The organism is Butyrivibrio hungatei (assembly GCF_001858005.1).
Taxonomy (GTDB): domain Bacteria; phylum Bacillota; class Clostridia; order Lachnospirales; family Lachnospiraceae; genus Butyrivibrio; species Butyrivibrio hungatei.
In genome coordinates this window covers 2,209,442-2,234,458 of the sequence record NZ_CP017831.1, presented here as the reverse complement: position 1 = coordinate 2,234,458, position 25,017 = coordinate 2,209,442, and the positions used below count along the sequence as shown (strand labels likewise).

16 protein-coding genes are annotated in these 25,017 nt (G+C 41.3%); all 16 read left to right on the top strand.

The genetic code is table 11. From position 1 onward, the window contains the following. Window positions 1–3: 3 nt before the first annotated feature. The 16 genes from bhn_RS10315 to bhn_RS10240 all read left to right on the top strand — a co-directional run bounded on the left by bhn_RS10315 (window position 4) and on the right by bhn_RS10240 (window position 24,985). Window positions 4–1,017: a LacI family DNA-binding transcriptional regulator gene (locus bhn_RS10315; protein ID WP_071176625.1), complete on the top strand. Its 1,014-nt coding sequence runs from the start codon at window positions 4–6 to the stop codon at window positions 1,015–1,017. Between the two features lie 213 nt (window positions 1,018–1,230). After that, window positions 1,231–2,400, top strand: a complete 1,170-nt coding sequence (locus bhn_RS10310) for a glycoside hydrolase family 130 protein (RefSeq protein WP_071176624.1) — start codon at window positions 1,231–1,233, stop codon at window positions 2,398–2,400. 16 nt (window positions 2,401–2,416) lie between these two features. Then, window positions 2,417–3,439 carry a glycoside hydrolase family 130 protein gene (locus bhn_RS10305; RefSeq protein ID WP_071176623.1) on the top strand — a complete coding sequence of 341 codons (1,023 nt, stop codon included), beginning with the start codon at window positions 2,417–2,419 and terminating at the stop codon, window positions 3,437–3,439. Window positions 3,440–3,448: 9 nt separating this feature from the next. After that, complete coding sequence (locus tag bhn_RS10300; protein WP_071176622.1) at window positions 3,449–4,594, top strand: SGNH/GDSL hydrolase family protein; 1,146 nt, start codon at window positions 3,449–3,451, stop codon at window positions 4,592–4,594. A gap of 22 nt (window positions 4,595–4,616) precedes the next feature. After that, the gene (manA, locus tag bhn_RS10295; protein WP_071176621.1) at window positions 4,617–6,914 is read left to right on the top strand and encodes a mannose-6-phosphate isomerase, class I; all 2,298 of its coding nucleotides are present in this window, start codon (window positions 4,617–4,619) and stop codon (window positions 6,912–6,914) included. Between the two features lie 1,276 nt (window positions 6,915–8,190). Continuing rightward, window positions 8,191–8,658, top strand: a complete 468-nt coding sequence (locus tag bhn_RS10290; RefSeq protein ID WP_083385907.1) for a hypothetical protein — start codon at window positions 8,191–8,193, stop codon at window positions 8,656–8,658. 91 nt (window positions 8,659–8,749) lie between these two features. Beyond that, window positions 8,750–9,346 (top strand): TetR/AcrR family transcriptional regulator, encoded by a 597-nt coding sequence (locus bhn_RS10285; protein WP_071176620.1) that lies wholly within the window; start codon window positions 8,750–8,752, stop codon window positions 9,344–9,346. Between the two features lie 78 nt (window positions 9,347–9,424). Further along, on the top strand, window positions 9,425–13,231 hold the full coding sequence (locus tag bhn_RS10280) for a phosphoribosylformylglycinamidine synthase (RefSeq protein ID WP_071176619.1): 3,807 nt from the start codon (window positions 9,425–9,427) through the stop codon (window positions 13,229–13,231). Between the two features lie 26 nt (window positions 13,232–13,257). Beyond that, window positions 13,258–14,469 (top strand): carbamoyl phosphate synthase small subunit, encoded by a 1,212-nt coding sequence (locus tag bhn_RS10275; RefSeq protein WP_071176618.1) that lies wholly within the window; start codon window positions 13,258–13,260, stop codon window positions 14,467–14,469. Further along, the gene (gene carB, locus bhn_RS10270; protein WP_071176617.1) at window positions 14,469–17,735 is read left to right on the top strand and encodes a carbamoyl-phosphate synthase large subunit; all 3,267 of its coding nucleotides are present in this window, start codon (window positions 14,469–14,471) and stop codon (window positions 17,733–17,735) included. The genes bhn_RS10275 and carB overlap by 1 nt, the downstream gene beginning before the upstream one ends. A gap of 22 nt (window positions 17,736–17,757) precedes the next feature. Beyond that, window positions 17,758–18,420 (top strand): DUF1961 family protein, encoded by a 663-nt coding sequence (locus bhn_RS10265; RefSeq protein ID WP_071176616.1) that lies wholly within the window; start codon window positions 17,758–17,760, stop codon window positions 18,418–18,420. A gap of 15 nt (window positions 18,421–18,435) precedes the next feature. Next, entirely contained in the window at window positions 18,436–18,870 is a 435-nt protein-coding gene (locus tag bhn_RS10260; RefSeq protein WP_071176615.1) for a type II 3-dehydroquinate dehydratase, read from the top strand. Between the two features lie 176 nt (window positions 18,871–19,046). Beyond that, the gene (locus bhn_RS10255) at window positions 19,047–21,320 is read left to right on the top strand and encodes a helix-turn-helix domain-containing protein (protein ID WP_161487322.1); all 2,274 of its coding nucleotides are present in this window, start codon (window positions 19,047–19,049) and stop codon (window positions 21,318–21,320) included. 165 nt (window positions 21,321–21,485) lie between these two features. Beyond that, entirely contained in the window at window positions 21,486–22,406 is a 921-nt protein-coding gene (locus tag bhn_RS10250) for an ABC transporter permease (protein WP_071176613.1), read from the top strand. Between the two features lie 17 nt (window positions 22,407–22,423). Further along, entirely contained in the window at window positions 22,424–23,338 is a 915-nt protein-coding gene (locus bhn_RS10245; protein ID WP_236845906.1) for a carbohydrate ABC transporter permease, read from the top strand. Between the two features lie 66 nt (window positions 23,339–23,404). Further along, window positions 23,405–24,985: an extracellular solute-binding protein gene (locus bhn_RS10240; RefSeq protein WP_071176612.1), complete on the top strand. Its 1,581-nt coding sequence runs from the start codon at window positions 23,405–23,407 to the stop codon at window positions 24,983–24,985. Window positions 24,986–25,017 lie beyond the last annotated feature (32 nt).

Sequence of the window (25,017 nt, the reverse complement as noted above, 5' to 3'; positions counted from 1 at the left end):
ACAATGCCAAAGAAAATTACGATGTCGGACATTGCTGCTGCCCTGGGGATCAGTACTGTAACAGTATCCAAAGCATTGTCTGGTCAAAAGGGTGTAAGCGAAGAAATGCGTCAGAAGATCATTGATCTGGCGGAAGAGAGGGGCTACCAGAAATCTTTTACAAACAGGTCTTCTGACAGCTTCAAGATTGGGGTTCTTATTGGTGCCAGGTATCTTGGAAACATAGATTCCTTCTATGGACACATGTATCAGATCTTTTCAGCCAAAGCCGGAAAGATTGGCTCTTTTACAATGCTAGAGGTCCTAAGCCTTGAGGAAGAGGAAAATCTCGTTTATCCAAAACTCATTGGAGATGGCAATGTAGACGCCGTAGTAATAATGGGAACTTTACGGGAAGATTATCTGGAAATGCTTGATGATAAACTTGAAACTCCTACTTTCTACATGGATTTTACAGACAGGCAGCACAAAAAAGATTCAGTAATATCTGGAAGCTTTTATGGAGCTTATATTTTGACAAATTATCTTTTTGACAAAGGTCATAAGGATATCGGTTATGTGGGAACACTGCTGACAACACCTTCTATTACAGACAGATATCTGGGTTATGAGAGGGCACTAATGGAACACGGAATCAAGGTGAATCCGGCTTGGGTGCTTGATGACCGTGATTCAGACAATAAGGTCATGGATATTGAGAAAAATGTTAAGTGGCCAAAAGGAAAGCTTCCTACAGCCTTTGTTTGTAACTGCGACCTTACTGCAAGCAAGTTTATCCAGTATCTAAAAGATAAGGGGCTTAGGGTTCCGGAGGATATCTCAGTAGTGGGTTACGATGATTTTGTTTATACAAACGGCGCTGAGATCGGTATCACTACTTATAAGGTAGATATGGAGGAAATGGTTCGCAGAACACTTAAGCGCATCCTTCATACACTTCATGGCGAAAGATACAGAAGAGGACTTAGCATTGTAGAGGGTTACCTTATAGAAAGAGAAAGTGTAAAAGAAATTTAATTAAAATTAATCACTGCTAAGCTAAAAAATAATTTAGCTAAAATAGGTATATAGAGAGCATCTTGCAATAGGTAAATTTACCAAAGTCAAGATGCTCTTTTTGTTTATTAAGTAGAATGTTAAGTAAAAAGTTAGCTAAATTATTGACTAATAAAAATCAACTAATAAAATAAGAATGTGCTTTGAGATTATTAAAAGATTGGAGAATGAAAGATGATACACCCAAAGTATAACGAGCTTTTAAAAAGTCAGGAAGAACTCATTACAAGACCAAACAAAAAAAGTGACTTTTACAACGGAATCTATGACAGGTATGAGAATCCGGTTCTGACAAGAGAGCATGCTCCTCTTTTCTGGAGATATGATCTTAATGAAGAGACAAACCCATACTTTATGGAGAGACTTGGCATCAATGCGGTCATGAATTCAGGTGCTATCTATTTAGATGGCAAGTACTACCTTGTGGCCAGAGTAGAAGGGGCTGACAGAAAATCTTTCTTTGCAGTTGCAGAAAGTGACAATGGTACAGAAGGCTTCAGATTCTGGGACTATCCCGTTGTACTTCCTGATACAGTAGCAAATGAAACAAATGTATATGATATGAGACTTACCCAGCATGAGGATGGCTATATTTACGGCGTATTCTGTTCTGAGTCAAAAGATACAAAGAATGCCGATCTTTCAGCTGCAATAGCTGAGGCTGGTATCGTTAGAACCAAAGACCTTAAGACATGGGAGAGACTTCCAAACCTTGTAACAAAGCGCTCTCCACAGCAGAGAAATGTAGTTCTTCATCCTGAGTTTGTGGATGGCAAGTATGCTTTCTACACAAGACCTATGGATGACTTTATTGAGACTGGAAGTGGAAGCGGTATCGGATTTGGACTTTGCGATGATATCGAGCACGCAGTTATCGATGAAGAGAAGATGACCTCAATTCGCAGATATCATCAGATCACAGAAGCCAAGAACGGTGCAGGTGCTGTTCCTATCAAGACTGAAAAGGGATGGATCCACATTGCTCACGGTGTTAGAAATACAGCAGCAGGTCTCAGATATGTTATTTACGCATTTGCAACAGACCTTAAGGATCCTTCTAAGGTTATCGCAGAGCCATCAGGTCTTTTGATCGGACCAAGACAGGGCGAGAGAGTGGGAGACGTTAGCAACGTAGTATTCACAAACGGTGCAATTGTTAATGAAAAGAATGAAGTATTCATCTACTATGCTTCATCAGATACAAGACTTCATGTAGCTACAACAACGATCGATAAGCTCATGGATTATGTATTCAACACACCACAGGATCCTGGCAGAAGCCCAGATTGTGTAAAACAGAGATGCGAGCTTATTTCAAAGAATCTTGAACTTTTAGGTAAATGAAAAGGAGAATGAAAAAATGTCTAAGTATAAGATGATCAGTGAACCATTAAAGAACATTCCATGGCAGGAAGGCCCAGAGAAATTCGAGGGAGCACCTGTTTGGAGATATAAAGAGAACCCTATTATCGGAAGAAATCCAGTTCCTGGTGTTGCCAGAATCTTCAACAGCGCTGTTATGCCTTATGAAGGAAAATTCATCGGTGTATTCAGAGGAGAGCAGACTAACGGAATTCCTTACATTTATCTTGGACACAGTGAAGATGCTATTCACTGGGAGTTTGAGACTGAGAAGATTCCTTTCATCGACAAAGAGGGCAATCCTTTCATGCCAAGATATGCTTATGATCCAAGACTTGTAAAGGTTGAGGATACATACTATATCATTTGGTGCCAGGATTTCTACGGAGCTTCTATCGGAATGGCTAAGACACAGGACTTCAAGACTTTCGAGAGACTTGAGAACCCATTCATTCCATTTAACAGAAATGCAGTTCTTTTCCCTAGAAAGATTAATGGCAAGTACATGCTTCTTTCAAGACCTTCAGATAGTGGACATACACCTTTTGGTGATATCTTCCTTTCTGAGAGTCCAGATATGGAGTACTGGGGACATCACAGACATGTTATGGAACGTTCACCAGAGTGGTGGGAGTCAGTTAAGATCGGCGGCGGAGCTGCTCCTATTGAGACAAGCGAAGGCTGGCTTATGTTCTATCACGGCGTAAGCAGCACATGTAACGGTTTTGTTTATTCTATCGGTGGTGCAATCCTTGATATCGACAATCCTTCAAAGGTTAAGTATCGCTGCGAGACATTCATCTTAACTCCGGAGGAGTGGTATGAGGAGAGAGGATTTGTTCCTAACGTTGTATTCCCATGCGCAACACTTCATGACAGTGAGACTGGCAAGATCGCAATCTACTACGGCGCTGCTGATAGCTACGTAGCCCTGGCCTTCACAAGACTTGACGACATTATTGACTACATCAAAGAGCACTCTGTAGTGCGTGAGAGTGATACAGAGCTCGGAATCAGATAAGGAAAAACTATGATAGCGTTTGATAAAACAAAGGCTATAGCAAATCATGGTGACATGACAAGGTTTTCTAAACTCTTTAGAAAGCTTGAAGAAGGCAAAAAAGCTACCATATGCTTCCTTGGGGGATCCATCACCCAGGGAAGCCTTTCTTCTTTGCCCACAACTTGCTATGCCTACAAGACATATGAGTGGTTTAAAGAGACATTTAAGGAAGCAGACATTACCTATGTAAATGCAGGTGTCGGCGGAACAACTTCAGCCTTTGGTGCTGCAAGATGTGACAGAGATGTACTTGCGCATGATCCCGATCTTGTGCTTGTTGAGTTTTCTGTCAATGACGAGTGCAATGAATATTTTTATGAAAGCTACGAAGGGCTCATCAGAAAGCTTCTTTATAGCGACGCTAGACCAGCTGTAGCTTCATTATTTAATTTCTTTTATCAGGATGGCAAGACTGCAGAGAGGATACATTCCAAGGTTGCCAGATACTACGGCATTCCTGCAGCATCAATGCATGGTGCCATCTACGAGGATATCTTATCAGGCAAGATCGAGGATGTTCAGACTCTTTCTCCTGATGGACTTCATCCAAATGACACGGGACATGACCTACTTAGTAGGGTATTAGCTAATCTCTTTGGCTCTTTATATGAAGAATACAAGGGTAAAAGAGATGAGATATTAGCTGGTGGTGATGATGAAAAGGAACTTGCGCCACTTACTGTTAATTCCTTTGAATCAGCAAAGAGAATAGACAACAGGGTTTTTGAGCCTGAGCTTAAAGGATTTGTAACAGATACTTCAGTTCAGAAGGATGTCACAGATTGTTTCAAAAATGGGTGGCTTGGTTCAAAACAAAATGATAAGATAGTTTTTGAATTTGATGGAGAGAATGAATGCTCTGGAATCGCTGTCCAGTATGACAAGACTATGAAGCGTCCTGCTCCTGTTGTTTCGGCTATAGTTGATGGCAATGAAGCAAAGAGGACTATAATAGATGCGGCATTCGATGAAACATGGGGTGACCTGCTTGATATCAAACAGCTTTTTTTACATGGAGAGAAGGGGCCTCATAAGCTCGAGATCGAAGTTATAGATGACAAGAATGGAAAGGCAGTGCCTTTTAACCTGGTATCAGTCATCATCACCAAATAATTATTAGATTGGAAGAAAAGTTATGTTCAGAAATGACTTTATATGGGGAGTTGCTACCAGCTCTTACCAGATTGAAGGAAGAGATGCAAATGACGGCGCAGGACTCAATATCTGGGACGACTTTGTCAAAAAAGGGACTATTGTCGATGGCTCAGATGCTGATGTGGCATGTGATTTCATCCATAGATACAAAGAAGACTTTGCTATCATGCGTATGATGGGAGTTAAGGCTTACAGATTTTCTATCAGCTGGAGTAGACTTATTCCTGATGGTATTGGCGAAGTTAATCAGAAGGCAGTTGATCTGTATAGAGATATGCTTATCTGCATGAAAGAAAATGGTATCAGACCTTTTATGACTCTTTTCCACTGGGAATATCCACTTGCCCTTGAAGAAAAAGGCGGATGGGTTAACCCAGAGAGTTCAAAGTGGTTTGAGAGATATGCTGAGGTAGTAGGTGAGAACTTCGCAGATCTTTGTGATGATTTCATTACATTTAATGAACCTCAGTGCACGATTGGTCTTGGCTATGTAAGAGGATATCACGCTCCTGGCAAGAAGCTTCCACTTAAGGATACTCTTTTTGCAGCACATAATCTCTTGAAGGCTCATGGCCTTGCTGTTAAGGCACTTAGGAGACTTGCTCCAAATGCCAAGATCGGATATGCTCCAACATGCGGCGTAGCTTATCCAAATACTAATTCAGCAGCTGATATTGAGGCAGCCAAGAAGAGATACTTTGGCTTTGATGAGGATAAGGGCAATTGGGCATGGAATGTTACATGGTTCCTTGATCCTGTTATCTTTGGCAAATATCCTGAGGATGGAATTGAGCTCTTTAAGGATGACTTGTTTGAGATTACCAAGGAAGATCTGGAGCTGATCAATCAGCCTATAGACTTCATTGGACAGAATATTTACAACGGATATCCAGTAAGTGCTGGAGAAAATGGTGAGATTGTTTATGCTGACAGAGACAGAGGCTACAATCAGACTGCTATGACATGGCCTGTTACTCCATGTGCACTTTATTGGGGACCTAAGTTCCTCTACGAGAGATATGGCAAAGATATCCTTATTACAGAAAATGGTATGGCTGATTGCGATATCGTGGCTCCTGACGGAGGCATTCATGACGGCAGCAGGATAGCATTCCTTGACCAGTACATCAGTGAGCTTCAGAGGGCAGCAGATGAAGGAGCTTCTATAATAGGATATTTCCATTGGAGCTACTGCGATAACTTTGAGTGGGCTGATGGATATACTAAGAGATTTGGACTTGTTTATGTTGATTATCCAAGTCTTAAGCGTACTATCAAGGATTCTGGCTTTTGGTTTAAAAAGGTTATGGAAACAAACGGAGCAAATCTTTCTATTAATAATAGTTTTAAAGAACCAATTTTCCTTGCACCTCATTTTACTCATAATATCTGGGGCGGAACTAAACTTAGAGAAGTCTTTGGATATGATGTTGAAGGCGACGATATTGGAGAGTGCTGGGGAATTTCAGCTCTTAAAGGCGGTGCAGCTGTAGTTAAGAGCGGTCCATATAGAGGAATGGGACTTGATGAATTATATGATAGCCATAATGAGCTCTTTGGAACTCATCATGACAGATTCCCACTTCTTACCAAGATAATTGATGCAAAGTCTGATCTTAGCATTCAGGTTCATCCAGATGACAAGTATGCTGCAGAGCATGAGAATGGTTCTCTTGGCAAGATGGAGTGCTGGTATGTACTTGACTGTGATGAGGATGCAAGTCTTGTTGTAGGACATAACGCAGCTACAAGACAGGAACTCTGCGATATGATGGATCAGGGCAAGTGGAATGACCTTATCAGAGAAGTTAAGATCTCTAAGGGAGACTTCATTCAGATCGATCCTGGCACAGTTCATGCTATAAAGGGTGGAGTTGTTGTCCTTGAAACACAGCAGAACAGTGATATCACTTACAGACTTTACGATTATGACAGGCTTTGGAATGGCGCTAAGCGTGAGCTTCATGTTGATAAGTGTAAGGACGTCATTACAGTTCCTGCAACAGATGTATCAGCAGCAATCGTGCATGATACAGATAAGGCGCAGGGCATAAGACTTCTTAATAGCTGTGAATACTACAATGTATCAAGAGTTAATGTTACTTCTGAACTTGAAATTGATGTAAATGAACATTACATCTTGGTATCAGTAATTGAAGGTGATGGACTTCTTGGAAGTCATCCTATAAAGCTTGGTGATCACTTCATTCTTCCTGTAGGATACGGCAAGGCTGTATTTAGCGGAAATATGAAGCTTATCGTATCATCAGAGGCGTGAGATGAATCTAGGCTGAGCTTGCTTTGGGCACTATGTAGGCCTGTAAGTGAGTTTGCCTTGCTTAATACTACTTTATAATAAAGAAAAGACTGGTCAACCCTGCGCAGGCGCACTGCTTCGCAGCTACGGGGTGTGACTAGTCTTTTCTTTATTATATAAAGTAGCTAAGCAAGGCAAAGCATTAGTGAGCGTCTCCGTCGCCACGGTTTATAGGGGCGAGAAGAACTTGCGGATAGAAAAGTTACCTGCAAATTAATTCAAAGCGTAAATGCAGGTAAGAAATGCAGGGCTGAGAAAGACTTGCAGGGAGAATTATTACCTGCAAGTTAACTCAAAGAGTAAATGCAGGTAAGAAATGCAGGGCTGAGAAAGATTTGCGGAGAAAAAAGTTACCTGCAAGTTAATTCAAAGCGTAAATGCAGGTAATGAATCAAGGCTTGAGATAGATTTGCAGGGGAAAATATTACCTGCAAGTTAACTCAAAGAGTAAATGCAGGTAATAGATCAAGGGCTGAGATAGATTTGCGGAGAGAAAAGTTACCTGCAAATTAACTCAAAGAGTAAATGCAGGTAAGAAATGCAGGGCTGAGAAAGACTTGCGGGGGAAAATGTTACCTGCAAGTTAATTCAAAGAGTAAATGCAGGTAATAGATCAAGGACTGAGAAAGACTTGCGGAGAGAAAAGTTACCTGCAAGTTAACTCAAAGAGTAAATGCAGGTAAGAAATAGAGGGCTGAGAAAGACTTGCGGAGAGAAAAGTTACCTGCAAGTTAACTCAAAGAGTAAATGCAGGTAAGAAATGCAGGGCTGGGAAAGATTTGCAGAGAGAAAAGTTACCTGCAAGTTAACTCAAAGAGTAAATGCAGGTAAGAAATAGAGGGCTGAGATAAACTTGCGGAGAAAAACATTACCTGCATAGACACCATGAGCCGCGATGCAGGTAACTGGTCTCAATTCTGTAGCGGCGTAGACGCTCATCACCCCCTTGCTCGGCTTAACTACCATCTATCAGAAAGAAAAGTCTAGTCAACCCCGAAGCTGCGAAGCAGTGCGCATGCGCAGGGTTGACTAGAATTTTTCTTCTGATAGAGTAGTATCAAGTCGAGCAAGCCCCTGGCAACATAGTAGCAAGCCAAGCAAAAACTCGACTCACCCCTAGTAAATTTTGTACATTTTTAGTCTCGATAGGAAAATTTTGTTATCAAAAAATTGGTCTGTACTTTTTATGACAGCCTTGTTATAATTGGTGAGGAATTGGGAAAGGAGAGTGTCTTTTATGATGGAGAACGATCGTACTTTCAATGAGAACAGTATAGAAGATATTGTTTCCAGGTATCGTCCAGAAGTTGATAAATTGATGCCACATCTTCATTGGCTCAAGGAAAATGCCAAGCATGAAGTTGCTCAGAGCTATTCCAATAGTGACCTTAAGTCTATGCCTTTTCCTATTTATGATTCCAATCTTCTTGCCTTTGTAAAGGCAGCGCAGAGTACTAATCTGCTAGATCGCAATTATGTCTATGTATACACAAGGAACCGTCTTGCTAACGCAAAGGATGAGATCTTATTCATCCAGAACGCAGAGATCAAAGATATGGATGACCTTGCTGGTATTCTTTCCAAGTATATCCTCTCAGGAATGACCAAAGGTACTGTTTGGGCAGAGGGTGTATATAATGGAGTTTTATACATGGTAGTTAACAAAATGGATGAACTTTTGAAAATGTGGTCTGTGAAAGTCTGACGAGATAATATCGAGTCTGATTTGAACGTGTTCTGCCAGGGAACATGAGGCAGAACTTCCTTGATTACTGTAGGTTTGGGGAAGAGATTTAATGGGAGAGAAGTCAGAGAAAAAGAAACAGTATATCCTTGACAAAGCCAGGGAAGTTTTTTCTGAAAAAGGCTTCAAGGATGTTACCATGAAGGACATTGTAGATGCCTGTGACATTAGTCGCGGGGGTCTTTATCTCTATTTTTCCAGTACGTCAGAATTATTTCTAGAAGTTCTATCCGCGGACGTCCACGAGGACGACGAAGAGGCAGTTGGAGCAGCGCTTTCCGGTAATGCTTCCGCTGGCGATATGTTAGCTCTTTTCCTGAAGGAGCAGAAAAAAGAAATACTCAGGAAGAAGAATAATCTCACTGTCGCTACATATGAATATTTTTCCGTTAATAAAGTATCGACAAAAGAAAATCCCCTTAAAGAAAAATTTGATACAGCTGTTAGAATAGTTGAAAAGCTTATTGAAAATGGAATTGACAGTGGTGAGTTCTATTGCGAGAATCCTATTGGATGTGCTCGTAATCTTATGTATGTTGTAGAAGGGCTCAAGATCACTGCTAATACTATTGGTATTACAGAAGAGACCATTGATAGAGAATTAATGTTCGTATTAGAGGGATTAGTGCCCGATGAATCAAATAGTTAGTATTAATAAAGAGTGCTTGTTTAAGAGCACTCTTTATTTTAAATACAAATCACAAAATATCAGAAATGAGGAGATATTATGAGCAGTGTAAAACGAATCTATGTTGAAAAGAAAGCCCCTTTTGCAGGCAAGGCAAAAGAACTTAAGTCTGAGATCTCGGGCTACCTTGGCGTAAAAAGCGTAAGTGACGTCAGAATATTCATTCGCTATGATGTAGAAAATGTTTCAGAAGATGTTTTTGAAAAAGCATGCACTACAGTTTTTTCAGAGCCTCCTGTAGATATTCTCTACAGAGAAAACATTGAAATCCCTCAGGGCGCACATGTTTTTAGCATAGAAGCTCTTCCAGGACAGTTCGATCAGAGAGCTGATTCTGCTGAGCAGTGTGTTCGCTTTATTAAAGGTGACGAGGAACCGGTTATCAAAACTGCTGTTACATATATGATCATGGGAGATGTCTCAGATGAGGACCTTTCCAAGATCAAAGATTATACAATGAATCCGGTTGATTCAAGAATTGCTGCAGAGAGCAAGCCAGAAACACTTGTAACAAACTATGAAGATCCAGAAGATGTAAAGATCTTCGATGGTTTCATCAACATGTCTGAAGCAGAGCTTAAGAGTCTTTATGAGTCACTTGGACTTGCTATGACATTCAATGATTTCAAGTGGATACAGGAGTACTTCTCTGGGGATGAGAAGAGAGATCCTTCCATGACAGAGATCAGAGTTCTTGATACATACTGGTCAGATCACTGCCGTCATACAACTTTCGGAACAGAGCTCAAGAATGTAGAGTTCGGCGAAGGCGATTACAAAGCTCCTATTGAGAATACATACAATGAGTACCTCTCAGCCAGAGATGCCCTTTATCAGTCAGAGGATAAAAAGAAAGAGAAGTTCATTTCTCTTATGGATATTGCCCTTATGGGTATGAAGAAGCTCAAGAAAGATGGAAAGCTCACAGACATGGAAGAGTCTGAAGAAAACAATGCCTGCACAGTAGTAGTTCCTGTAGATGTAGACTACGGCAATGGCGTTAAGACTGAGAACTGGCTTGTGTTCTTTAAAAACGAGACACACAACCATCCAACAGAGATCGAGCCATTCGGTGGAGCTGCTACATGTCTTGGCGGAGCGATCAGAGATCCACTTTCAGGAAGAGGATATGTATATCAGGCTATGCGTGTAACTGGCGCAGCTGATCCTACAGTTCCTGTAGCAGAGACAATGAAGGGCAAGCTTTCACAGAAGAAGCTTGTTAGAGGCGCTGCTTCTGGTTATTCTTCATATGGTAACCAGATCGGACTTGCAACTGGCTATGTAAAAGAGGTATATCACCCAGGTTATGTAGCTAAGAGAATGGAAATCGGTGCAGTAATGGGTGCAGCTCCACAGGAGCATGTTATCAGAGAAAGCGCTGATCCAGGAGATATCATTATCCTCCTCGGCGGAAGAACAGGTAGAGATGGCTGCGGCGGAGCAACAGGTTCATCAAAAGCTCATGATTCAAAGTCACTTACAACCTGCGGCGCAGAGGTTCAGAAAGGTAATGCACCTACAGAGAGAAAGCTTCAGAGACTCTTTAGAAGACCTGAAGTTAGTGAACTTATAAAGAAGTGTAACGACTTCGGAGCAGGCGGAGTTTCAGTAGCAATCGGTGAGCTTGCACCAGGTCTTGATATCAACCTTGACCTTGTGCCAAAGAAATACGCCGGCCTTGATGGAACAGAGCTTGCAATCTCAGAGTCACAGGAGAGAATGGCAGTTGTTGTTGCTCCTAAGGATGTTAAGCAGTTCCTTTCATACGCAGCAGAAGAAAACCTTGAAGCTGTAGAGGTTGCAGTAGTTACTAAGGAGCCTCGCCTTGTTTTGAGCTGGAGAGGTAAGAAGATCGTAAATATCAAGAGAGCTTTCCTTGATACAAACGGAGCTCATCAGGAGACTTCAGTAAAGGTTGAGATTCCTTCTAAGTCAGACAACTACCTTGAGCAGATTGCTTCTGATAAGGTAAAAGAGGCACTTTCAAAGGGAGACGTAAAGGCAGCCTTCAAAGAGACACTTTCAGATCTTAATGTATGCTCACAGAAAGGCCTTGTTGAGATGTTCGACTCCTCAATCGGAGCAGGCTCAGTTCTCATGCCTTACGGTGGAAAGTATCAGCTCTCTGAGACACAGACAATGATCGCTAAATTACCAGTTCTTTCTGGAAAGACAGATACAGTAACTATGATGAGCTATGGCTTTGACCCATATCTTTCAAGCTGGAGCCCATATCACGGAGCAGCTTATGCCGTAACAGAGTCTGTATCAAGAATCGTTGCAAGCGGCGGTGATTACAAGAACCTCCACTTCACATTCCAGGAGTACTTCAAGAGAATGACAGAAGATCCACAGCGTTGGAGCCAGCCATTTACAGCACTTCTCGGAGCATTTGAAGCACAGCTTCGCTTCGGAATTGCATCAATCGGTGGAAAAGACTCTATGTCAGGATCCTTCAATGAGATAAACGTACCACCTACACTTGTATCTTTTGCAGTAGATGTTGCTAAGCTTTCAGATGTGATCACACCTGAACTCAAGGTTGCAGGCAACAAGCTTGTACAGTTCAAGCTTCCAAGAGATAGCTATGATCTTCCTGATTATGACAAGGCTATGGAGCTCTATAGCCAGATCACAGAGCTCATGAGAAATGGAAAGATCGTATCAGCATACGCTGAGGACGCATACGGACTTGCTGCAGCAGCAAGTAAGATGGCATTCGGTAATGGCCTTGGAGTTGCATTTAGTGACAGCCTTAAGGCAGAAGAATTCTTCAAGAACGATATAGCAGACATCATTGCCGAGGTACCTGCAGAGAGCCTTGCTGATGCCCTTAAGGTTGCAGGTTCTAGAGAGGTTGGTACAGTAACAGCTGATGGAACCTTTACACTTGCAGGCGCTTCAATGTCAGAAAAAGAGGCACTTGATAGCTGGAAGAACAAGCTCGAGAAGGTATTCCCTTCAACAGTTAATGCAGAAAAAGATAAGGTAGATACAGGTCTTTTCAAAGCAGACAGCATCTACGTATGCAAGAATAAGGTTGCTAAGCCAACAGTATTCATCCCGGTATTCCCAGGAACAAACTGCGAATACGACAGTGCTCAGGCCTTTGAAAGAGCTGGAGCAAATGCTGAGATCAGAATCTTCAGAAACAGAAATGCATCAGATATCGAAGAATCTGTAGCAGAGTTTAAGAAAGCAATCAAGAACGCACAGATCATCATGTTCCCAGGTGGATTCTCAGCTGGTGACGAACCTGATGGAAGTGCAAAGTTTTTTGCAACTGCATTCCAGAATGCAGAGATAAAAGAAGCTGTAGAAGACCTCTTACAGAATAGAGACGGCCTTGCACTTGGTATCTGTAATGGATTCCAGGCTATGATCAAGCTGGGACTTGTTCCAAACGGCAAGATCACAGGTCAGACACCAGATTCACCTACACTTACATTCAATACTATTGGTAGACACATTTCCAAGATGGCTACTATCAAGGTAGTATCAAATAACTCTCCATGGCTTGCAGAGGCTGAGCTTGGCGGAGTGTACACAAACCCTGCTTCACACGGTGAAGGAAGATTTGTTGCTCCTGAGGATGTGCTTGATAAGCTCTTTGCAAATGGACAGATTGCAACACAGTACTGCGACCTTGATGGCAATATCACAATGGATGATGAGTGGAACATCAACGGATCTTACAGAGCTGTTGAAGGTATTCTTTCACCTGATGGAAGATGCCTTGGTAAGATGGCTCACTCAGAGAGAAGAGGTAACGGCGTAGCAGTTAACATCTACGGAGAACAGGATCTCAAGATCTTTGAATCTGGAGTAAGATACTTCTCTTAATCATAGAAATAATACGGAGGAAATAAATGAAAGCTTTCTTAATCTTAGAAGACGGAACCGTCTTTGAGGGAAAACATATAGGTGCAGACAAAGATGTTGTTAGCGAAATTGTTTTCAACACATCAATGGCTGGATATACAGAGGTATTTACAGACCCGTCTTATGCAGGTCAGGCAGTCTGCATGACATATCCGCTGATCGGTAACTACGGTGTGTGCGTAGAGGATATGGAGTCAGAGAGAATCTGGGTAGATGCGGTTATTGTCCGTGAACTGTCTCATATTCCTTCTAACTTCAGATGTGACATGTCAATTCAGGAATTCCTTGAAAAATATGAGATTCCAGGAATCGAAGGAATAGATACAAGAGCCCTTGTAAGGATCCTTAGAGAAAAGGGCACAATGAACGGATATATCACAACTAATGAGAATATCAAATACGAGGATATCAAGGCTAAGCTCGAAGCCTATACAACAGGAGATGTGGTTTCAAAGGTTTCCTGCAAAGAAAAGTACCTTGTAAAAGGCGTTTCAGATCTTAGCGAGAACGGACCACTTTCAGGCAGTGCGGTCTTTAATAAAGAAGATTACGAAGCATCACGTAAAGGTGACAGTTCTAAGAAAGAGAAAAAGCCTGCAATCGTTAAGGAACTTAATGGTAAAGGCTTTAAGGTAGCTCTTTTAGACTTCGGTGCGAAGAGAAACATTGCAGATTCTCTTGCTGCAAGAGGATGTGATGTAACAGTATATCCTTCAAATACTTCAGCAGAAGAGATTCTTAAGGATAATCCAGATGGAATCATGCTTTCAAACGGTCCTGGAGATCCAAAGGAATGCAAGGATATCATAGTTGAGATCAAGAAGCTTTATGATTCAAACAAGCCAATTTTTGCAATTTGCCTTGGACATCAGCTCATGGCTCTTGCAACTGGTGCTGATACCTTCAAGATGAAGTATGGCCACAGAGGTGGTAACCATCCGGTAAAAGACCTTGCTACTGGCAGAGTGTATATCTCATCCCAGAACCACGGATACGTAGTAGACATGGATAAGCTTGATAAGAATGTTGCCGAGCCAGCATTCATAAATGTAAACGATGGAACAAATGAAGGTCTTGCATATGTAGACAAGAACATTTTCACAGTGCAGTTCCATCCAGAAGCATGCCCTGGACCACAGGATTCAAGCTATCTGTTTGATAGATTTATAAACATGATCAAAGAAGGAGGAAAGAACTGATGCCAAAGAATAAGGATGTAAAAAAGGTACTGGTCATCGGTTCCGGTCCTATAGTAATTGGACAGGCCGCAGAATTTGACTATGCTGGAACACAGGCCTGCCGTTCCCTCAAAGAAGAAGGAATAGAAGTAGTACTTGTAAACTCAAACCCAGCTACAATCATGACAGATAAGGATATTGCTGACGAGGTTTATATCGAGCCTCTTACAGTAAAGGTCCTTGAACAGATCATTGAAAAGGAAAAGCCAGACTCAATCCTTCCTACTCTTGGAGGACAGGCAGGACTTAATCTTGGTATGGAGCTTGATGAATCAGGCTTCCTTAAATCTCACGGAGTCAAGCTCCTTGGAACAACAGCTGAAACAATCAGAAAAGCTGAGGATAGACAGGAATTCAAGGACACCATGGAAAAGATCGGTGAGCCTTGCGCAGCTTCATTAGTTGTTCATAACGTTGAAGATGGTGTGGCTTTTGCCAACAAGATCGGATACCCAGTAGTTCTCAGACCTGCGTTCACACTTGGTGGATCAGGCGGTGGTATAGCTTATAACCAGGCTGAATGTGAAGAGATCCTTGAAAATGGTCTTAGACTTTCACGTGCCAACGAGGTACTCGTAGAGCGTTGTATCTCTGGTTGGAAGGAAATCGAGTACGAAGTAATGCGAGACAGTGCGGGTAACTGCATCACAGTCTGCAACATGGAAAACATTGATCCTGTAGGTGTTCATACAGGTGATTCAATAGTAGTTGCTCCTTCTCAGACTCTTTCTGATAAGGAATACCAGATGCTTAGAAGCGCAGCTCTTAACATCATTGATGAGCTTCAGATCACAGGTGGATGTAATGTACAGTTTGCTCTTCATCCAACAAGCTTTGAGTACTGCGTAATCGAGGTTAATCCTAGAGTTAGCCGCTCATCAGCTCTTGCTTCCAAGGCAACAGGTTATCCTATCGCCAAGGTTGCAGCCAAGATCGCTCTTGGTTATACACTTGATGAGATCAAGAATGCAATTACAGGAAAGACGTACGCAAGTTTCGAGCCAACACTTGATTACTGCGTAGTAAAGTTCCCAAGACTTCCTTTCGATAAGTTCATTACAGCTAAGAGAACTCTTACAACTCAGATGAAGGCAACCGGTGAAGTTATGAGTATCTGCACTAACTTCGAAGGTGCTATGATGAAGGCTATCCGCTCTTTGGAGCAGCACGTTGACTGCCTTACAAGTTATGACTTCTCTGAACTTGATGACGAAGACCTTTTAGAGAGACTTAAGATCGTTGATGACCAGAGAATTTGGGTTATTGCTGAAGCTCTTAGAAGAGGAATCAGCCATGATCAGATCCATGACATCACAATGATCGATCACTGGTTCATCGACAAGCTTCATACACTTGTTAAGATGGAGCTCAAACTCCTCAGGATTGGTGAAAAGAACAGTGAAGGTAAGGCTGGTACATTAGAAGATGCCAAGAAGATCATCTCTTACGAGACACTTCTTGAGGCTAAGAGATTAGAGTATCCGGATGCAGTTATCTCAAGACTTACAAGATTTACACAGGATGTGTTAAAAGAGCTTAGGGATGAATACAATATTCATGCTACTTTCAAGATCGTAGATACCTGTGCTGCTGAGTTTGAGGCTGCAACACCATATTATTACTCAGTATATAACGGAAAAGACTCTGAGGATGAAGCAGCACTTAGTGCAAACAGCAGCAAGAAAAAGATTCTTGTACTTGGTTCAGGTCCTATCAGGATCGGACAGGGTATCGAGTTCGACTACTGTTCAGTTCATGCAACATGGGCGTTCAAGAAAGCCGGATTTGAGACTATCATCATTAATAACAACCCAGAGACTGTATCCACAGACTTTGATATTGCAGATAAGCTCTACTTTGAGCCACTCACACCGGAGGATGTTGAGAATATAGTTCGTCTTGAAAAACCAGACGGTGCGGTAGTTCAGTTTGGTGGTCAGACTGCTATCAAGCTCACCCAGGATCTTATGAAGATGGGAGTTAAGATCTACGGAACAGATGCTAAGGATGTGGATGCTGCCGAAGATAGAGAAATCTTTGACCAGATCCTTGAAGAGACACAGATAAAGCGTGCTCAGGGTGCTACAGTTTATACAGCGGAAGAAGCCAAGGAAGTAGCTAACAGACTTGGTTATCCTGTACTTGTTCGTCCTTCATACGTACTTGGCGGACAGGGAATGCAGATAGCTCTTTCAGATGCTGAGATTGAAGAGTTCATGAATATCATCAACAGATATGCTCAGGATCACCCAATCCTTGTAGATAAGTATCTTCAGGGTATTGAGACAGAAGTTGATGCCGTATGTGATGGCGAGGACATCGTAATCCCAGGTATCATGGAGCATATCGAGAGATCAGGTATTCACTCAGGAGATTCAATCTCTGTATATCCTGCACAGTCTCTTTCTGATAAGGTAAAAGAGACAATTGCTGAGTATACAAGAAGACTTGCCAAGGCACTTCATGTAATCGGACTTATAAATGTTCAGTTCATCGCTGTAGGAGATGAGGTTTACATCATCGAGGCAAACCCAAGATCATCCCGTACAGTTCCTTATATCAGTAAGGTGACAGGTATTCCGATCGTTGACCTTGCTGCAGAGGTTATGATGGGCAAAAAGCTTAAGGACCTTGGTTACAAGCCTGGACTTCAGCCAGAGGCTGGATATGTGGCTATCAAGATGCCAGTATTCTCATTTGAGAAGATCAGAGGAGCTGAGATCAGCCTCGGACCTGAGATGAAGAGTACAGGTGAATGTCTTGGTATCAGCAAGAACTTCAATGAAGCTCTTTATAAGGCTTTCGTTGGAGCAGGCGTCAAGCTTCCTAAATACAAACAGATGATCATTACAGTAAAAGACTCTGATAAGGGCGAGATCATCGATATCGCACGTAGATACGAAAAGCTTGGATATATCATCTATGCAACTCGTTCTACAGCTGATACACTCAACGAGAATGGCGTAAAAGCAAGAAAGATCAACCGTATCAGCCAGGAGTCACCTACAGTTATCGACCTTATTCTTGGTCACAAGATTGACCTTGTTATCGATACACCTACTCAGGGAAGAGATAAGAGCCGTGATGGATTCCTTATCCGCAGAACTGCAATTGAGACAGGTGTTAACGTTATCACAGCCCTTGATACAGCAAGAGCTCTTGTAACAAGCTTGGAAACAGAAGGAACAGAAGAAGGTCTTGAACTCGTAGATATTGCTAAACTTTGATAATGTTATTTGGGGGATTACAATGTCAAAAATAATCTATGAAAATAGGCTTTCTTCACAGGAAGATATTAAAGATTTTATTTTGGAAGGAAAAGCCAGGATATCTTTTGATAACGGAGCCATGAGACTTGAGAATGAGCTTTCTGCAGAGGAAGGTCAGAAAGCCAACTTTGTTTTATGGTGTCCAGTGTCTTTTCCATCAGATGTTAAGATTGAATGGGAGTTCAGGCCAATAAAAGAGCCTGGACTTGCCATGATGTTTTTTGCAGCTAAAGCAAGAAACGGAGCTGGAAATATCTTTGACGAGGGACTTGAAAAACGAACTGGTGAGTACAGACAGTACCATTCAGGTGACATCAATGCCTTCCACGTTTCATATTTCAGAAGAAAAGAGCCAGATGAAAGAGCTTTTCATACCTGTAACTTAAGAAAAAGCTATGGTTTTCACCTGGTATGTCAGGGAGCAGATCCTATTCCTGATGCATCGGTTGATTCTGACTGGTACAAGATAACTGTTCTTAAGACCAAGAACAAAGTTGTATTCTTTGTAAATGACCTTCAGATATTTGAATTTGTCGATGATGGTATGACCTATGGAGATCTTTTGACAGGTGGAAACGTAGGATTTCGACAGCTTGCACCTATGATCGCTGAGTATAGAAACCTTAAAGTGACCTGGATCTGATAAAGAGGATAAGAGATGAAGATACTTGTAATTAACGGACCAAACTTAAATTTTCTTGGAATAAGAGAAAAGGCAGTATATGGCAATCAGGACTATAACTACCTTTGCAATCTTATTAGCGAAAAAGCCAAAAAAGACGGCGATGAAGTAGTTCTTTTCCAGTCAAACCACGAAGGAGCCATAATTGACAGAATCCAGGAAGCCTACAGTGATGGCACAGAAGGCCTGGTAATAAACCCGGGTGCCTACACACACTATAGCTACGCCATCCACGACGCCCTTAAGAGCATCGAGAACATCACCAAAGTAGAGGTTCACATCTCGGACATCCAGTCCCGTGAAGAATTCCGCAAGATCTCAGTAACAGCACCTGCCTGTGACAAGCAGATCTACGGCCACGGCCTTGACGGATATCTGGAGGCTATGGATTACATCAAGGAAACCCACTAAGCGTTTTTGGTTTCTTAAAGGGCATTATCTTGATGCTTTTATGATAAAAAATGGAAACGGAGTGGGTTACATAATATTTGTGCAATTATGTACAGATTTATGTCAATATTTTTATAAAAATGTAAAACAAATAATGCTATAATCCTAGCAAATATCATTTTTGGGGGATTATGGTGTTGAAAATTATTAAGAATATGAGGTACAAGTATAGAGTGCTAATTGCGATAACACTGTTTCTTATTGTGACAGTGGTGTCCTTTGGCACTATTTTTGTGCGCAGTTATATAGAAAGAAATACGGAACTTAGGGTTTCAGAACTATCTAAAGATACTGATAATATCATGGCAAGTTTGGAGAATACTTTTGTTACCGTATATAAATATTATCTTGCAACTCAGACAAATGATGAGGTCAAGTATATTGTTGAGAACGATGTTGGTTATGATCAGGTCAGCGCCATAACTGATGCAGCGGATACTCTTTCTGGTAATAATATAGTTTCTGATTATGTTTCTGCTTATACGCTTGTAAACTTTAAGACAGGCACTGTCTTGGGTAGTAGGGGAAGATATCCAACAAGCGAGGTCCTTAACCTTGATGAGATCATAGATATCTATGATACCTACATAGAAACCTACACCAAGAACCTTTGGATATATATAGACAGCGAAGCTCCAGACAAGAATTCAAGGGACTACAGGATGACAGTCCCTATCAGCGGTCTTGATCTGATACTGTTTGTTCCTTATTCAGAGGTCACTCCATATGCACTCTTTGTCATAAATATGAATATGAAACAGATAACGACTGATCTGAAAAAACAGCTTCAAAAGAATCAGGATGCAGTTCTTTACTCTGCTGATGGAGAGGTTATCTTTTCAACAAATGACGAACTGGTGAAGCTTATAGATCAGTACAAACTAGACGAGTCAGATGAGACCAGTCACATTCTTAATATAGGAAAAGGCAAAAAAGTTTATGTAAGCAGAAGTACCTATTCAGTGGCAGGACTTCAGCTTTATGTTTCTTATTACAATGAAGGACTTGAGATATTTACTAATATATATCAGGTGTTTGGATTTGTGATCGTTGTATTACTTTTGTTATTGATATCGATAATCGTTTTCTATAGCATATACAAGCCAATTCACGCCGCTGCATCTGAGATTGCCAAGGAAAACTCAGAACAGCTCCTTCCTGGAGAGGACGAGCTTAAATATTTGACTAACAGCGTAAAAAGGCTCGATAACAAAAATGAAGCGCTGATTGAACACACAACAAATCTATTTGCAATGAGGCTTTACAGAAATGAGCTTACCAAAGAAGAGATAGATCAATATATCTACAGACTTTCTCTATCGGACAAGATTCCAGAGAATTACCTGATAATAACACTTGTTCTTAAGATGATAAATGAAGACACTGTTATCTCAGCTGATGAAGAGAAGAGAATATGCACAGAGATCATAGATGAGCTCAAAAGGAATGTTGATTCCAGAAAGTACTTTCTTCCTATGGTGTATTACTCAAGATCAGTTGTTGCCTTTGTGGAAACGAAGGATACTGAGGAGTTCAGGGAGATCATGTTAAAGAACTACAATTACATCAGGCAGTACATCTACAACAAGTACGGTATGAACATTGGAATAGGTATCAGCAGACCATACACCAATATTTACCAGATAAATGAGGCGTACACAGAAAGTGCTCAGGCTATACAGCTTGGAAAGATAGATACAGGAAGCTTTATAAGCCGCTACAGTGAAGATTCTGGATTTGCACTTGTTAAGTACGATGAAGACAAGGAACAGGAACTTCAAAGAGCATTAAGGCTTGGGGATAAAGAATCAGCTTATAGGTTGATTGATGAGATCTTTGCTAATCTCATAGGACAAAAAATAACACGTGATAACACAATACCAATACTATTACAGCTGGTTAATTCCATAGTAATGGAAGCTCAGAACTCTGGCCTGGGAATGGATGTATTTAGAGAAGAAGTTAAAGATATTTATCCTGTAATCATTGATTACCATGATCTTAACAGAGTTAGAAAGTATATTAAGTTTAATATGATAGATCCTGTGATCTACAAGCAGAATCAGCTCATTGAGAATCAGTCGGGAACAATAATGGCTACTATTGAACAGCTGGTTGAATCAAAATCTGGAAACATTACTCTTAATGAATGTTCAGAGATACTTAGCTATCATACAAGCTACATCTGGCGAGTTTTAAAAGAAGAGAAGAATATGACCTTCACAGAGTATGTGGAGCAGTATAAGTTAAAGCTTGCGAAAGATCTTTTGACAAATTCTGATATGACAGTTGGAGCCATAGCTGAGAAACTTAGTTATACAAATGCCCAGAACTTTATCAGATTCTTTAACAAGATGGTAGGAATCACTCCTGGTAAATTCAGACAGGTTTCCAGGGCAAAACAGATATAATCATTTTGTTGATTGCTTCTAAAAACACCCGAGAAATCGGGTGTTTTTCATTATGCAAGAAATTGATTATAGACGTTATGAGATGAGCATTCATATAATTTCCACATACAAAGCGAACAGCTTGAAATAAAGACACAATTACTAAAACGCTTTTAGGAGGTAGGTATGAATAGTAGTAAAGATCGAAAGCTACTGGCATACGTGTGGCGTCACAAGGGATTATATCTGATGCTGCTTCCGGGACTTTTGTATTTCATCATGTTCCGATATGTGCCAATGGCAGGTCTCGTAATCGCTTTTAAAAACTATTCCCCATTCCAGGGAATATGGGGAAGCCCTTGGGTAGGGTTTGATAACTTTAAACAGTTCTTTTCAAATCAGGACTTCCTGATATTACTTAGAAATACACTTGGTATTTCATTAACCCAGTTGGTTTTATATTTCCCAGCTCCGATCATCTTATCTCTTTTACTTAATGAGATCAGACACAACTGGTACAAGAGGCTTGTTCAGACATTTATTTATATCCCTCACTTTGTATCATGGGTTATTGTAGCTTCACTTTCATATCAGCTCTTTAACACAAATGACGGTCTTATAAATATGCTCATTAAGATGATGGGCGGATCAGCAATCCCTATTCTTTCAAGTGCCAAGCACTTCTGGGGACTGATCGTTGGGCAGGACATTTGGAAAGAAACTGGTTATGGAACAATCATTTATCTGGCAGCTCTTGCTGGTGTTGATCAGGAAATGTACGAGGCAGCCAGAGTAGATGGTGCCGGAAGATGGCAGATGATGTGGCACATCACACTTCCTGCGATCAAGAGCACAGTAATCATCATGTTGATCCTTAGAGTTGGTTCAATTCTTAACACAGGCTATGAGCAGATCTTCCTTATGAGAAACGATCTTAACGTAGCTTATGCAGAAGTTTTTGATACCTTCATCTATACAAGAGGTATTCAGAACGCACAGTATTCATTCTCAACAGCAGCTGGTATGTTTAAGTCCATCGTCGGAATGATCATGGTACTTGGTGCTAACTGGACAGCTAAAAAAGCTGGCGAGTCAGGAATCTATTAAGGAAGGAGGAAGAAAACGTGGCTAAAACAAAGATCATTAAAAGAGATGCCCGCGGCGTAAAGATGAGCCTTGGATATAGAATTACAGACGTTATCATCTATGCGCTTATGGGATGCGTTGGAATTATCACACTTCTTCCATTCCTCTACATTGCAGCAGGTTCATTTGCTACAGACAGAGAGTTGACGGAGAGAGCATTCTTCATCATTCCAAGAGTATGGTCTCTTAACGCATACAAATATTCTATCAATAATGGAAACATCTTACTGGGACTTAAGAATTCATTTATCCTTACACTTTTTGGAACAGTAGTGAACATGGTTCTTTCAACTACATTCGCTTATCCACTTTCCAAAAAGCATTTCAAGGGAAGAAACTTCTTCCTTAACATGGTAATCGTAACAATGCTTTTCTCAGGCGGTATGATTCCAACATTCATGGTACTTAGAGCCTATGGACTTTATGATTCATACTGGGCACTTATCCTTATCGGAGCCATCAGCCCATTCAATATGATCATCATAAAGAACTTTTTCCAGGAGCTTCCTATGGAGCTTGAGGAAGCAGCATATATGGATGGAGCAAGTGAGTTTAGAACATTCCTTACTATCATTCTTCCACTTTCCAAACCAGTACTTGCTTCAATATCTCTTTTCTACGCAGTAGGCTACTGGAACGATTATTTCAACGCTATGATCTATCTTCAGACACCTAGCAAATACACAGTACAGATCATGCTGAGAAATATCGTTCTTAAGGCAAGTGCTATCAGTGATATCATGATGGACTACTATGACCAGAATGGAGCTCCACCAGATAAGGCAGTTAAAATGGCAACAACACTTATTGCAACTGTACCTATCCTCGTAATATACCCATTCGTACAGAAGTTCTTTACGAAGGGCGTAATGGTTGGTGCGGTTAAAGGCTGAGAGCAGAACTTCCTTATTTCAAGGAAGCTTGCATATATTTTTTTCATCCAACGAAGGAGGATTTCTATGAAAAAGAAGTTATTAGCAACATTACTAAGTGCTTCTATGGTACTTGGGGTAGTAGCGTGTGGCTCAAACACACAGACAACAGGAACAGATTCTACAGCATCAACACAGACAGCTGACAATGCGGGGGCAGATACAGCTTCTGATGCACCTGTAGAGTATCCACCTGTAACATTTATGGCAATCGACTTTAACTCAGGTGCATCTAACACAGGTGACTACGCTGAGCAGGTTATGCAGCAGCTTGAGGAACATACAGGCGTTGACGTTGAGATCCAGTGGGTACAGAGTGATGTACTTGAAGAGAAGGCAACACTTGCAATGCAGGATCCTAAGTCTATGCCAATGATCATGACATGGAACGGCGCTGTAACAGGAACAGTTGTAACAGCAGCTAAGCAGGGCGCTTTTGTTGACCTTACAGAGTACCTTAAGGATTCTACAAAGTATCCTAACCTTTCACAGCAGAACCCAGGAGTAGCAGAGTCTCTTACAGTAGATGGCAAGCAGATCGGTATCTACAGAGCACGTGTACTTGGTCGTTATGGTCTTTCATATCGTCAGGACTGGGCTGATGCACTTGGACTTGCTGAGCCTAAGACAATCGATGATGTTTACAACATGCTTTACCAGTTCACATATGGCGATCCAGATGGAAACGGCAAGAACGATACAATCGGTCTTGAGATGACATCTTACACAGGTCCTTTTGATATCATGCAGACATGGTTTGGCTGCGGTAACGGATGGGCTGAGAAAGATGGAAAGCTTATTCCAGTATGGCAGCAGGATGAGTACCTTGAGGCTCTTAACTGGTTCAAGAAGTGCTATGAAGAAGGACTTATGCCTTCAGACTGGGCTTCACGTACAACAGACACATGGTCAGATGGATGTAAGAATGGTGAGAACGGTGTATATATCGACGTTCTTGATGGCGGAAGACGTATCTGGGATTACTTTGTAAACAACGAGATCCCATCAGTTACAGATCCTTCACAGTTCGCTTCAATGAACCTTCTTAGCAACATCAACGGCAAGACAATGGCTACATCAGGTTACAACGGATACTTCACACTTTCAGCTTCAACTTGCGACACACCAGAGAAGATCGAGGCAGCTCTTACACTTCTCGACAAGATGTGTGATGAGGAGATGCTTATCCTTACAAACTATGGTCTTGAGGGCGTTACATACGAGATTAACGAGAACGGCAATGTAGTTCGTCTTGATGCTTCTGATGATGCTCTTAAGGCTAACTACAACGGACTTAACCAGCTCGTTGCTTACATTCCTGGAACAGAGTCAGAACTTACAGAGGAAAAGACAGAGCGTCAGATCAAAGAGGCTGATGTAAAGGCAGATGCTGAGAAGTATGCAGTTCTTAACCCAGCTCTTCCATACCTTATCAACTCAGCTACATACGCTTCACAGGGTAAGGACCTTGATGACAAGATCTCACAGGCTCGTACACAGTATATCTGCGGCGAGATCAATGAGGACGAGCTCAAGGCAGCTTGGCAGGATGTTCTTGATCGTGGATATCAGCAGATCATTGATGAAGTAAATGCACAGGTAAAATAATAAGTAAAGATTGAATCTCAAGCCGTCGCAAA